Genomic DNA, 13301 nt, shown 5'->3' with positions numbered 1-13301 from the left:
CCAAGACCCCAAGACCCCAAGACCCCAAGACCCCAAGACCCCAAGACCCCAAGACAGGATGACTTATCATGACTGATCGCCAGCAACGCATTGCCCTGCTTAAACAGCGCGCCGAAAAACAGATCCTTATTCTGGATGGCGCAATGGGCACCATGATCCAGAAACACAAACTGGAAGAAGAAGATTATCGCGGCGAACGGTTTGCCAACTGGAAGCAGGACGTTAAAGGCAATAACGACCTTTTGTCGCTGACCCGCCCGGACATCATCAAGGACATCCATCTGCAATATATTGCCGCCGGGGCTGATTTAAACGGTACCAATACCTTTAGTGCCACCACCATCGCCCAGGCCGATTACGGCATGGAAAGCCTGGCTTATGAAATCAATTTCGAAAGTGCCAAACTTGCCCGTCAGGCCTGTGACGAATGGGAAGCCGCCCATCCTGGCGATGTGCGCTTTGTCAATGGTGCCATCGGGCCGACCAATCGTACCGCATCGATTTCACCTGATGTAAACAATCCCGGTTATCGCGGGGTGACTTTTGATCAGCTTTGCACCGCCTATAAAGAAGCGGCCAATGGTTTGCTCGATGGCGGGGCGGATACGCTGCTGGTGGAAACGATTTTTGATACACTAAATGCCAAGGCCGCCCTGTTTGCGATTTCCGAGGTTCTCGAACAGCGTGGTGAAGATGTGCCGGTCATGATTTCGGGCACCATCACCGATGCCTCGGGCAGAACCCTGTCGGGGCAGACAACCGAAGCCTTTTATAATTCGGTCCGCCATGCCAAACCGTTTTCGATTGGTCTGAATTGCGCATTGGGGGCAGCCCAGCTTCGCCCGTATGTTGTTGAACTTTCGCGTGTTGCCGAATGCCGTGTTTCGGTTTATCCCAATGCAGGCCTGCCAAATGAATTTGGCGAATATGACCAGACCGACAATGAAATGGCAGCGCTGGTGCGTGAATGGGCCGAAAGTGGCATGATCAATCTTCTGGGGGGGTGCTGTGGAACAACGCCGGCCCATATTCGCGCCATTGCCGATGCCGTTAAGGGGTGCCCGCCGCGCAAGGCCCCGAAATTGACGCCGAAAATGCGTTTGTCCGGGCTTGAACCGTTTGATGCCGCCTGAGTAAGCCGAGAGAGATCGAAAAAACGATGACCCAAATATCCAGATTCATCAATATCGGCGAGCGTACCAACGTCGCAGGTTCGATAAAATTCAAAAAGCTGATCGTCGAGGAAAACTACGAAGCTGCCCTTGATGTTGCCCGCGAGCAAGTCGAAAACGGCGCCCAGATCATTGACATCAATATGGATGATGCGATGCTGGATGCGGAAACGGCGATGGTCAACTTTATCAACCTGGTGGCGGCCGAACCCGATATTGCCCGGGTGCCGATCATGGTTGACAGTTCCAAATGGAACGTGATTGAAGCCGGTTTGAAATGCCTGCAAGGCAAGGGCATCGTTAATTCGATCAGCCTGAAAGAAGGCGAAGAACCCTTTATTCGCCAGGCAAACCTGTTGCGCCGATATGGTGCCGCCGTGGTTGTGATGGCGTTTGACGAAAAAGGCCAGGCCGACACCGTAAAGCGCAAGATCGAAATTTGCGAACGCTGCTATCGGGTGCTGGTCGACAAGGTTGGGTTTCCGCCCGAAGACATCATTTTCGATCCCAATATTTTTGCCGTCGCCACCGGGATCGAGGAACACGACAATTACGCGGTCGATTTTATCGAGGCCTGCAAACTGATCAAGGAACGGCTGCCTTATGCCAAAATTTCGGGCGGCGTTTCCAACGTGTCCTTTTCGTTCCGGGGGAACAACCCGGTGCGCGAAGCCATGCATTCGGTGTTTTTATACCACGCTGTTCGGGCGGGCATGGATATGGGCATTGTTAATGCAGGCCAGTTGGTGGTTTACGAAGAAATCCCCGCTGAATTGCGCGAACGTGTTGAAGATGTGATTTTGAACCGTCGGTCCGATGCGACCGACCGGTTGTTAGAAATTGCCGATAAATACAAAGGTGCGGGCGGCCCGGAAAAGAAGGTTGATCAGGAATGGCGCAAAAAACCGGTTAATGAACGCCTTGCCCACGCCCTGATCAACGGCATTACCGAATTTGTTGAAGACGACACCGAAGAAGCCCGCCAGCAGGCCGACAAGCCCCTTCATGTGATTGAAGGGCCGCTGATGGATGGCATGAACATAGTCGGTGATCTGTTTGGGGCGGGTAAAATGTTTTTGCCCCAGGTGGTGAAATCGGCCCGGGTCATGAAAAAAGCCGTGGCCTATCTGATCCCGTTTATCGAGGAAGAAAAGCAGGGCAAACGTGAAACCAACGGTAAAATCCTGCTTGCCACCGTTAAGGGCGATGTTCACGATATTGGCAAAAACATTGTTGGCGTGGTGCTGCAATGTAATAATTTCGAGGTTCTGGATCTTGGCGTGATGGTGCCAACCCAGAAAATTATCGAAACCGCCAAGGCTGAAAAAGTCGATATGATCGGTCTTTCCGGGCTGATTACGCCATCTTTGGAAGAAATGACCTATGTTGCGGCTGAAATGCAGCGCGAAGGGCTGAATATTCCGTTGCTGATTGGCGGGGCAACCACATCGAAAGTGCATACAGCGGTTAAAATTGCGCCGAATTATAACAAGGCTGTGGTTTACGTTATTGATGCCTCGCGCGCGGTGGGGGTTGCCAGCAATCTGGTATCCGAAACCCGACGCGATGTGTTTGTCAAAGAATTGCACGATGAATATGTTGCAATGGCCGAACGCCACGCCGCCCAGCAATTGCAGAAAAAACGCTTTGCCCTGACCGATGCGCGTGCCAATAAGGCACAGCTTGACTGGGAGAGTTATACCCCCGTTGCGCCGGCGAAACCGGGCTTGACGGTGTTTGACGACTTTGACCTGGCAGATTTGCTGGCCCGGTTTGACTGGAAACCGTTTTTTGAAACCTGGGAATTGCATGGCCGTTTTCCGGCGATTCTCGATGACGAAGTTGTCGGCGAAACCGCACGTAACCTGTTTGCCGATGCCCAGGCGATGTTAAAACGCATTGTCGATGAAAAATGGTTTACGCCGCGTGCTGTGGTTGGCATCTGGCCCGCCAACGGGGTGGGCGATGATATTGAAATTACCCCGGCGCCTGATGGCAACGAACCGGTGGTGATTCATACCTTGCGCCAGCAAATGTTTCGCGAAAATAACAAGCGACCCAACCGTGCCCTTGCCGATTATATTGCACCCAAAGAAAGTGGCAAAACCGACTATATCGGTGCCTTTGCCGTTACCGCCGGGCCGGAAGTGGAAACCATCGCCAAACGGCTGGAAGCCGAACATGACGATTATAATGCCATTCTGGTCAAGGCATTGGGCGACCGTTTTGCCGAAGCCTTTGCCGAAACCATGCATGAAAAAGTTCGCCGCGAGATTTGGGCTTATGCCCCTGACGAAGATCTTGGCAATGACGATTTGATTGGTGAAAAATATCAGGGTATTCGTCCGGCGCCGGGTTATCCGGCCTGCCCGGATCACACCGAAAAAGGCACGCTTTGGAAGTTGCTGAATGCCGAAGAAAATATCGGTGTTTCGCTGACCGAAAGCTTTGCCATGACGCCTACAGCCTCGGTTAGCGGGTTTTATTTTGCCAATCCCGATGCCAAATATTTTGGCCTTGGTAAAATTGAACGCGATCAGGTCGAAGACTATGCCGTTCGTAAAGGCATGGATCTGGCAGTTGCCGAACGCTGGCTGGCCCCAAATCTCAACTATGATCCGCGCCCGCCGCAGGGGTGATTCTGCTTTAATCCCCCGTCAGATATATCTGACGGGGGATTTTAAATGCTCGCGGTGGTTATTTTCGGTGGTTGGGGTGTTTACGCCGTGTCGTGCGTTGCGTGAAACAGTTTTCCCCGTTCTGTTGTCAGCACAATCAGCAGGCACGCCACACCTAACGCCAGATAGCCGCCAACCAGCGGAATAACGGTGCCGTTAAAATTTTGCCCGACAATGGCCCCGCAGGTAACCCCGATCAGGGTGGTATAAAACCCGATCAGCGACGAGGCGGTTCCCGCAATCGCTCCCACCGGTTCCATGGCCAGCGAGTTGAAATTTGGCATGGTCAGCATAAAGGCGAAATGCGCAATCGTTAAACCCACGCCAAACATCCAAAGCGGCGGGATACCATCATAAGACAGGGCGACAACCAGGTTCACCGCACTGATGGCAATAAAAACGCACAGGCCGAAATGCGACAATTTATGCATGCCAATTTTGCGCACCAGCCGGGCATTGACCAGGGAGGCCACACTCATGGCTGCGGCGATCAGGCCAAAAACCACCGGAAACATTGTGCCCAGGCCATAGATCGATGAATCAAATATTTGCTCTGCCGAGCCGATATAAGACATCAGGCAGCCAAAGCACAGCCCCATTGCGCTGGCATATCCAAAGGTTTGGCGGGTGGTTGCCGTGACGCCGAAATCGCGAAAAATGCGCCGGATGGACAATTTATGCCGGTATTGCGGGTGCAGGGTCTCGGGCATTCGCAGTTTGTACCAAATGGCAACAATAACGGCCAGCAACAGCATGAACCCGAAAATCAGGTGCCAACTGCCAAAACTCAGGATCAATCCGCCGCTGGCCGGGGCAAAGACCGGCACAATGATAAACACCATCATCACCAGCGACATCACACGCGCCATGTCGCGGCCATTAAAGCAGTCGCGAATGATGGTCAGGGTTAAAACGCGGGGGGCAGCAGCACCCAGGCCCTGCACAAAACGGGCGATGAGCAAATGCTCGAAGCTGTCGGCAAAAAACGCCATGACAGTGCCGATGGTATAAATGATCAGGCCCAGCATCAGCGTGCGCTTGCGGCCATAAACATCCGCCAACGGGCCATACACGATTTGCATCAGCGAAAAGCCGATCATGAAGATGAAAACCAGTAACTGGATTTCATTGGGATCGGTCAGGCCATATTCACGGGAAATCGGGCCAAAGGCCGGTAACAGGTTGTCGATTGAAAGAGCGACCATACCCATGGTCAGGGCCATAAGGGTGACGAATTCGGCAAAAGGTGGAATGGGGCGCGACAGCGTTGAGTCCGCCGGTTGACTGGGAGTCATTAACTAAATGTCCTGAAACGAATTATGGGGTGCAGATGATATGCATCTGATTTGACTACAAGAATGGGCCATTGCCGCGTTAAAGATCAATGATCGTTTTTCTAATTCACGTCAGTTTATGTCAGCAGAGGATAAAAAGGCACAGAAAGCCTGCGGCGCGCACTTGCCCGCGATGAATAAGACGATTGAAGATTTGACGGGAGCAAGGGGGCGGTGCGATATAATCGCATTGGTTGTGCGGTGCATGTGACATCGAAAACAGGGCAGGGGACACGGGGCATTGGCAGAAATCAGGTTGCGAAATCCGCGCATTTTTACCAGCTTGCGCCGTGTGATGAAGGGCGAACAATTGATTTTGTCGCTGCTTGCCCTTGTGGTGGGCACTCTGGTTGGGGCGGTGGCGATTGTGTTTCGCGAGGCCCTGTTATTGATTCAAAAACTGGGTTTTGGCTCGTCCGACGAAGCTGTGCATTATTTTTTGCAAAACCTGCCCGCCTGGCACCTGGTTTTGGTGCCAACCCTGGGCGGGTTGATCATTGGTGTTTTTGTGTATCGCTTTATGCCCGAACGCCGGGTTCTGGGGGTTGCCGACGTGATCGATGCAGCGGCTTTTCACGATGGGCGCATGTCGGTGAGCAGTGGCATAAAGGCGGCTTTGGTCAATGTTGTGTCGCTTGGTTGCGGGTCATCGCTGGGTCGGGAAGGGCCGGTTGTACATATCGGGGCAACGATAGGGTCGTGGTTAACCCGCATTTTGCATTTGCGCCGCAGTGCCGCGCGTACCTTGCTGGGCTGCGGGGTGGCATCGGCGGTGGCTGCATCGTTTAATGCGCCGTTGGCTGGCGCCCTTTTTGCCCATGAGGTGGCGCTGGGGTACTATGCGCTGACGGCGTTTGCCCCGATTGTGCTGGCCTCGGTCAGTGGCACCATTTTAACCCGGCTTTATTTTGGGCATGACATTTCGTTTTTGATCCCGGCCCATGAAATTGCATCGTTTCTGGAATTTCCTGCCTTTGCGCTGTTGGGGGGCTGTGCCGGTATTCTCAGCATCGTGGTTGTGCGTTCCGTTGGCTTCACCCAGCAATTTATCCGTTCAACCGGGTTGCCGGTATGGGCGCGTCCGGCACTGGCCGGGTTGGCCGTCGGGACCATGGCGATCGGGTATCCGCAAATTGTGGGTGTTGGCTATGGGGCGATCAATGATGCGCTTTACGAAGTTTATTCCTGGTCACTGTTAAGCCAGCTTTTGGTGGTCAAGGCTGTTTTGGTCGTGCTTTGCCTTAGCTTCGGGTTTGGCGGCGGCGTGTTTAGCCCGGCTTTGTTTTTAGGGGCCATGCTGGGCGGGGCATTCGGGTTGACTGCCACGGCCGTTTTGCCGCATCTGTCATCGGGGCATGGTGCCTATACGCTGGTTGGCATGGGGGCTATGGCCGCAGCCGTGCTGGGGGCGCCGATTTCCACCACCCTGATCATTTTCGAATTAACCGGCGATTATGAATTGACGATTGCGGTGATGGTGGCATCGGTGATTGCCTCCATGATTGCCGATCAGGGCCAGGGCGGGTCGTTTTTTGGCTGGCAATTGCGCCAGCGCGGCCTTAGCCATCGTTGGGGCCGCGAGGTGAATTTGCTGCGCAGTCTTAAGGTGGTTGATGTCATGTCAAAACAGTTTGCCACCGTCCTGCCTGACGAACCGCTCAGCCGGTTGCGCGAAAAACTGATCAATGCACCTTATGGGGAATTGTTCGTTCTTGATGTGAATGGCAAGCTGGTAGGCACCATCACCCTGGCCGATTTGCGCCATGCGGCCTTTGACCCCAATATTGGCGATGATGTAACGGCAACTCAACTGGCAAGGGTTGAGCCGCCATCCGTGTGCCGCGAAGACAGCATCGAGCACGCCATTCGGTTAATGGAGCAAACCGGCGATGAACATTTGCCTGTGGTGGCGAACAATGACGACAAACTGATGATTGGCTTTGTCCATGAAAAGGACGCCATGATGGCCTATAACCGCGCGTTGCTGGAGCTGCACAGCGAAGAACGCGGCGATGCCCCGCCAAAACTGTTTTAAGCATGTGACGGGCAAAGCCCAAAGGGCGCGAAAAACGCGCCCTTTGGGGGGATCAGCAAGTGTTACAAGGGTTTAGGCAAGGCTTGCGCTGGCCTGATAGCTGGCAGAGTTGCCCGTCATCATTTGCGCCAGAACGCGATTGTCAAAATTCACATTTGATCCGGTGGTCCCAAACGTACTGGCAGTAGCGTTTGATGCACTGGTCGATATGCTGCTGGTTGCAGAACCATTGCTGTCTGAATTGATCAGGTTGGCAAGGTCATCATCCGAAACCGAATCAGCACCTGAATTTGCCGCCATCAATTCCTGAAGGCTGACAACGCCATCCTTGTTGGTATCACGGGCGTCATAGCTTTCTTCGCTATTATCACCGCCCGATCCACCACCCCCGCCGCTGGCGGGCTGTGTCCCGGCTGCGGTTTGCATGGCGGTTACGAAATCATCCTGGCTTACAGCGTCGCTGCTGCCACCGGAAATCTGGTTCCACAGATTTTCGGCCTGATCGTCGCTGACATCATCGGGCTTGCCGGCCAGGAATTCTTCCTTGCTCAGCGCACCGTCACCGTTGCTGTCAAGTTTGGCAAACATCTGGTTGGCTTCTGCCGAACCGTTTGATTGCGAACTTTGTGTTGTTTCCTGCAAACTCACCATATAACCCTGAAGGCTGTCGGAAAGTTGCGAAGAATATTGTAACAGATTGCCCGTGTCGGACGCACTGCTACTTTTAGTTGTGTCCTCGGTTGACGCGCTTCCTGCGCTAAAACCTGCGATAGCTTCGATAGCACCAAGGGCAGCCGTTTTGTCTGCACTGCGGCTGGAGAATATCTGCCCGCCGAGTCCAAGTCCACTTATGCCACTCGTCATTTAAATCTCCCGTTTGACAAGGGAAACACCGCCTGACCCAGCCGTTTCCCGTCACCCGCGTGCCAAAAGGCGGCATGTTTTGCCGGGTGCCGGTAACGATTGTGTTAGGCATTGATTATCCTAGCAAATTTTAGGCCAGCACTTAACCGGTCCGGGGCTGTTGCCATGTGCGGCTTTGGCCGGGGCATCGGATTAAAACTGTGCGGATATCCGCTCGTGCCTTGATGGTGCAGGGATAATTTTGCCGCCTGTGCCGATCGTGGCGCGTCCGGGCTTTACCTGTCTGGTGCAAGCGCTTAAACCGGTTTTGTGTTCATGATTTGTTTGTCAAAAATACAATCGCGCACTGGTTCATACGCACAGGCATGTTATATAGGTCGCCATGACTGATGATCCCTTTGAAATCGACGAATACAGCTCTGCCCCGGATATGCGCCTGGAAGATGGCCCAGAACCGGGATACCTGACCACCCTTAATACTGAACAGCGTGACGCCGTTGCGACGCTGGATGGGCCGTTATTGGTGCTGGCCGGTGCCGGGACGGGTAAAACCCGCGTGCTGACCACGCGCCTGGCGTATTTGCTGGAAACAAAAAGTGGTGCGCCGGAATTTTTGCATCCCCAGCAAATCCTGACTGTGACCTTTACCAACCGTGCCGCGCGCGAAATGCAGGAACGTGTTGCCGCCACTCTGGGTCGCCCGGTTGAAGGCTGGTGGCTGGGGACGTTCCACTCGCTGGCCGCACGGTTGTTGCGCCGCCATGCCGAACTGGTCGGGCTGAAATCAAACTTCACCATCCTTGATACCGATGATCAGGTCCGCCTGTTAAAGCAGATCATGGAATCTGAACAGATCGATGTTAAAAAATGGCCCGCCAAGCAGTTGATGGGGATCATTCAGCGCTGGAAAGACAAAGGGCTGACACCCGATCGCGCCACTGAAGGCATGGATTTTGCCAATGGCTGCGCCCAGCAGCTATACCGGATTTATCAGCAACGTTTAACCGTGCTAAATGCAGCCGATTTTGGCGATTTATTGCTGCATTGCCTGACGATTTTCCAAAAGCACCCCGAGGTGTTACGCCAGTATCAGCAGAGCTTTCGCTATATTCTGGTCGATGAATATCAGGATACCAACGTGGCGCAGTATTTGTGGCTGCGCGCGCTGGCGATGGTGCATCGTAATATTTGCTGTGTTGGCGATGATGACCAGGCGATCTATAGCTGGCGCGGGGCCGAGGTTGGCAACATCCTGCGCTTTGAAACTGATTTCCCCGGCGCCCATGTGGTGAAGCTGGAACAAAATTACCGCTCAACCCCGCATATCCTGGCCGCGGCGTCGCAATTGATTGCCCATAATTCCGGCCGTTTGGGCAAGGAACTCTGGACTGAAATTGATACCGGCGACAAGGTGCAGGTCAAGGGCGTTTGGGATGGTGAATCCGAAGCCCGATTAATTGGCGAGGATATTGAAGCCCTGCAAACCCGGGGTGTCGGTGCCTCGCAAATGGCCATTCTGGTGCGCGCCGGTTTTCAAACCCGTGAATTTGAAGAACGTTTGATCACGCTGGGCGTGCCCTATCGGGTTGTCGGCGGGGCACGGTTTTATGAACGCCAGGAAGTTCGCGACGCCCTGGCCTATATTCGCCTGATTGCCCAGCCCGATGACAGTTTGGCGTTTGAACGTATTGTTAATGTACCCAAACGCGGGGTTGGCAAGGTGGCCTTGCAAACCCTACATCAATATTCGCGTGATCAATCCGTATCCTTGCCCATGGCCACCCGTGAACTGATCGGGACCGAAGAATTAAAACCAAAACTGCGTAAGGACCTGGCCATATTTATGGCCGATTTTGACCGCTGGCGCGCCCTTTTGGGCGAAAAAAGCCATGTTGAGGTTTTGGAAATTGTTCTTGATGAAAGCGGCTATACCGATATGTGGCGGGCATCCAAAGAAATTGATGCACCGGGCCGTTTGGAAAACCTGAAAGAACTGGTTTCCGCGATTGGCGAATTTGAAAACCTGACCACATTTTTGGAACATGTGTCGCTGGTGATGGAGAATGACCAGTCTGACGAGCGTGAAAAAGTCACCATCATGACCTTGCACGCGGCCAAGGGGCTGGAATTTGATTATGTCTTTTTGCCCGGCTGGGAAGAAGGTGTATTCCCCCATCAGCGCGCCATGGATGAAAGCGGGGTTAAGGGGCTGGAAGAAGAACGCCGTTTGGCCTATGTCGGCATTACCCGGGCGCGCAAGCGCGCCACGGTGTGTTACGCCGCCAACCGGCGCATTTATAACCAGTGGCAAAGTGCCCTGCCGTCACGCTTTGTTGACGAATTGCCGATCGACCATATTGACCGCATCAGCGACACCGGCCTGTCACAGGGTAAGGGCAATGTGTCGCCCGGTGCCTGGGGGGCAGATGACTGGATGAAGCCACCCAGCTGGGCCAATGATGGCGACAATAATGGCGGGTATAAGTCGCAAAAACGCGAATTTTCCGACCGCAAATTTGCCAGTTCGGGCTGGCAGGACCGGGTGCGTAAAAACGTGATTGATGTGAAACCTGACGGCGAAGCCGTTTTTACATCGCGCGGCGGATCGTCAAAATACAAGGTCGGCGACCATGTGCGCCATCGTAAATTTGGCCCCGGCACGGTGCGGTCCGTTGATGGCAACAAGCTGGAAATTGATTTCGACGATGTCGGTACCAAAAAGGTGGTCGACAGCTTTATTCTGCCGGGTTAAAGCCGGGGGCGAGATTTCAATCTGGCGCGCGGGGCGCGACTTTTAAACCGGTTGTGCTGCGGCACAACTGTGACAAGCGAGAAGAAAAATGACCGAAACTGTGCGCTGCTATAATTTTTCCTTCATTGCCAAAGGCGCGCATGTCGATGCCTTTGCCGAAGCTCTGTCGGACTATTGCGATGCCTTGTCGCATTCAGAACTGACCAACGACCCCGATACCGATTGGCGGGTTGAAGGGTTTGCCGGTGAAGCCATCGACAAAATTGCTGTCGAAACCGCTGTTTCCTTAATGGCGAGTGCACTGGGTGCTGAAACGCCGGACGTTGAATTTGGCATTTACGAGCCCAAGGACTGGGTCAGCGACAATTTGCGCAGCTTCAAACCGATTTCGGTGGGGCGTTTTTATGTGCATGGTTCGCATTGGCAAGGCGACCTGCCGCTATCCAAAATCGCGCTGCAGGTTGATGCCGGGCTGGCGTTCGGGTCGGGTGAACATCAAACCACCAAGGGCTGCCTGGCCGCGATTGACTGGCTGGCAAAATATGGCCCGCGCCGCAATGCGCTGGATATGGGCTGTGGATCGGGCATTTTGGGCATGGCCTGTGCCAAAACCTGGCATTGCCCGGTCATGATGGCCGATATAGATGCCCCCTCGGTGCGGGTGGCGCGCGAAAATGCCAAAATCAACAAAATTGGCGCCTTGGTCACGGCCCTGCATTCCAACGGTTTTTCCGACGCGCGTATTCGCGATGCCGGTTATTACGACATTGTTTGCGCCAATATCCTGGCCCGTCCGCTGCGTAAAATGGCCTATGAGCTGGTTAATACCCTGTCTGAAGACGGGGTTGTGGTGCTTTCGGGCCTGCTCGCCCATCAGGAACAATTTGTGCTTTCTGCTTACCGCGACGTCGGTTTGACCTTGCTGAACCGTTTCAAGGTTGAAAACTGGACCACGCTGGTGGTGGGTTAACCCGCCCGCATTGTTATCGACCGTGCACAAAACAGGGCGCGTCCAACCGGATCACGCCCTGTTTTTTGGGTTGATATATCGGTTACCGCCCGCCCGATACATCCATAATGGCTCCGGTGACAAAGGATGATGCATCGTCTAGCAACCAGACGATGCTTTCAGCGACTTCTTCGGCGGTGCCGGTACGGCCCAGCGGGCAGTTTGGTCCCAGTTCGGCCGCGCGGTTGGGGCGACCGCCACTGGCGTGAATATCGGTTTCAATAATGCCGGGGCGCACACCGTTAACGCGAATGCCCTCTGGCCCGACTTCCTTTGCCAGGCCAATGGTCAGGCTGTCGATGGCCCCTTTCGAGCCGGCATAATCAACATATTCATTGGCCCCGCCAAGCTTGGCTGCCATCGAGGAGACATTGACAATAACACCGCCCTTGCCATCGCGGGAGCGAGCCATATGCCGGGTGGCTTCGCGGGCCACGATATAGGCACCAAGGATGTTTGTATCGAAAATACGTTCCATCCTTTCGACATCCATATCCATTAATTTTTGCGCCGGGGCCACGATACCGGCATTATTGACCACGGCGTCAATGCTGCCAAATGCATCTAGTGCAACCGAAAACAGCGTGATGATGTCTTCCTCCAGGGCGACATCGCAGCGTTTGATAATGCACTTGCCGCCCGCCGTTTGGCAGTCATCACGGGTTTGTTCGGCAGCGGCCTTGTTGCCAACATAACTGATCGCAACATTCCAGCCCCGTTGGGCACAAAGCAGGGCCGTGGCACGGCCAATGCCGCGCGAGCCGCCGGTGATCAATATGGTTTTGGTCATGATGTGGCCTTTGATAACGATCCGTCAGGCATGGATGAACACCGGACTATTACAGTTTCAGCCACGCGCGACAAGCACGGCGAACAGGCGTTGCGCGAAACGACGGGAAAGTTGGCCGGGAAAAACGAAACGGCCCCGCCGGGGAAGGGGCGGAGCCGTTTCTGAGGGGAAACAAAAATAAACCACAAGGAAAGTGAACCTCAATCCTGCGTGCCATTTGTCGTTTGCAACAAGGCAATCTGGTAACGGGCGGGAAGGTCCTGTCAGTCCCGATCCGCGCTCATGCCGGTGGCGAAATCGCCATCATGACCCTGCATCATCATTTCACCAGACTGGGCACTGCCTGTATCAAAACCGAGCGCGATGCGATCCTGCAAGGAAAGGCACTCAAGGCTATCATAGGCTGTCTGGCGACGACGAGACTGGGCAACACTTTGCACAGTAAATGGAAAACGGACCACCGTTGATTGTCTCCTGCTTATTGACGGCTCGACGGGTCATTTTTTGTCACCAGGATGTCATAGTAAAAAAACGTTAACTTTTGTATTGCGAAGTACGCAGGGCTTTCATACCTGATGCGCATGTGACCGGATTTTGCCCCGAAAATCCCCTGAATTCAGACTTGTATATAATAGGCAAAAACCCGTAATCTCGCGCTGTTTTGTTA

General features: G+C 54.0%; 9 protein-coding genes. 5 read left to right on the top strand and 4 right to left on the bottom strand.

Translation table 11 applies throughout. The annotated features are described in order from the left end of the window. The first annotated feature begins 68 nt into the window (after positions 1-68). Positions 69-1133, top strand: a complete 1065-nt coding sequence (locus tag AAC086_RS19780) for a homocysteine S-methyltransferase family protein (RefSeq protein WP_339781328.1) — start codon at positions 69-71, stop codon at positions 1131-1133. Between the two features lie 26 nt (positions 1134-1159). Further along, a complete protein-coding gene (gene metH / locus AAC086_RS19775; RefSeq protein ID WP_339781327.1) occupies positions 1160-3811 on the top strand; it encodes a methionine synthase in 2652 nt (883 codons plus the stop codon). Between the two features lie 80 nt (positions 3812-3891). Here metH and AAC086_RS19770 read toward each other — a convergent pair whose 3' ends face one another. Next, positions 3892-5145, bottom strand: a complete 1254-nt coding sequence (locus AAC086_RS19770; protein ID WP_339781326.1) for a multidrug effflux MFS transporter — start codon at positions 5143-5145, stop codon at positions 3892-3894. Positions 5146-5425: 280 nt separating this feature from the next. Between AAC086_RS19770 and AAC086_RS19765 the strand changes: the two genes are divergently transcribed. Next, on the top strand, positions 5426-7219 hold the full coding sequence (locus tag AAC086_RS19765) for a chloride channel protein (protein ID WP_339781325.1): 1794 nt from the start codon (positions 5426-5428) through the stop codon (positions 7217-7219). Between the two features lie 72 nt (positions 7220-7291). Here the strand turns inward: AAC086_RS19765 and AAC086_RS19760 are convergent, their stop codons facing one another. Continuing rightward, positions 7292-8083, bottom strand: a complete 792-nt coding sequence (locus tag AAC086_RS19760; protein WP_339781324.1) for an EF-hand domain-containing protein — start codon at positions 8081-8083, stop codon at positions 7292-7294. 382 nt (positions 8084-8465) lie between these two features. Here AAC086_RS19760 and AAC086_RS19755 point away from each other — a divergent pair, with 382 nt between their 5' ends. Both AAC086_RS19755 and AAC086_RS19750 read left to right on the top strand, forming a co-directional pair. Further along, a complete protein-coding gene (locus AAC086_RS19755; RefSeq protein ID WP_339781323.1) occupies positions 8466-10835 on the top strand; it encodes a UvrD-helicase domain-containing protein in 2370 nt (789 codons plus the stop codon). An 88-nt stretch (positions 10836-10923) separates the two neighbouring features. After that, the gene (locus tag AAC086_RS19750; protein WP_339781321.1) at positions 10924-11805 is read left to right on the top strand and encodes a 50S ribosomal protein L11 methyltransferase; all 882 of its coding nucleotides are present in this window, start codon (positions 10924-10926) and stop codon (positions 11803-11805) included. Between the two features lie 82 nt (positions 11806-11887). Here the strand turns inward: AAC086_RS19750 and AAC086_RS19745 are convergent, their stop codons facing one another. Then, positions 11888-12634, bottom strand: a complete 747-nt coding sequence (locus AAC086_RS19745; RefSeq protein WP_339781319.1) for an SDR family oxidoreductase — start codon at positions 12632-12634, stop codon at positions 11888-11890. Positions 12635-12897: 263 nt separating this feature from the next. Further along, positions 12898-13095: a hypothetical protein gene (locus AAC086_RS19740; RefSeq protein WP_339781317.1), complete on the bottom strand. Its 198-nt coding sequence runs from the start codon at positions 13093-13095 to the stop codon at positions 12898-12900. Positions 13096-13301: the final 206 nt, after the last annotated feature.

This window comes from uncultured Thalassospira sp. (assembly GCF_963976115.1).
GTDB lineage: Bacteria > Pseudomonadota > Alphaproteobacteria > Rhodospirillales > Thalassospiraceae > Thalassospira.
This window is presented reverse-complemented; position numbering and strand designations above follow the sequence as displayed.

Excerpts from the sequence above, each read along its gene's own strand:
- AAC086_RS19780 (WP_339781328.1), top strand. The coding sequence starts at position 69 with ATGACTGATCGCCAGCAACGCATTGCCCTGCTTAAACAGCGCGCCGAA.
- metH (WP_339781327.1), top strand. The coding sequence starts at position 1,160 with ATGACCCAAATATCCAGATTCATCAATATCGGCGAGCGTACCAACGTC.
- AAC086_RS19770 (WP_339781326.1), bottom strand. The coding sequence starts at position 5,145 with ATGACTCCCAGTCAACCGGCGGACTCAACGCTGTCGCGCCCCATTCCA.
- AAC086_RS19760 (WP_339781324.1), bottom strand. The coding sequence starts at position 8,083 with ATGACGAGTGGCATAAGTGGACTTGGACTCGGCGGGCAGATATTCTCC.
- AAC086_RS19755 (WP_339781323.1), top strand. The coding sequence starts at position 8,466 with ATGACTGATGATCCCTTTGAAATCGACGAATACAGCTCTGCCCCGGAT.
- AAC086_RS19750 (WP_339781321.1), top strand. The coding sequence starts at position 10,924 with ATGACCGAAACTGTGCGCTGCTATAATTTTTCCTTCATTGCCAAAGGC.
- AAC086_RS19745 (WP_339781319.1), bottom strand. The coding sequence starts at position 12,634 with ATGACCAAAACCATATTGATCACCGGCGGCTCGCGCGGCATTGGCCGT.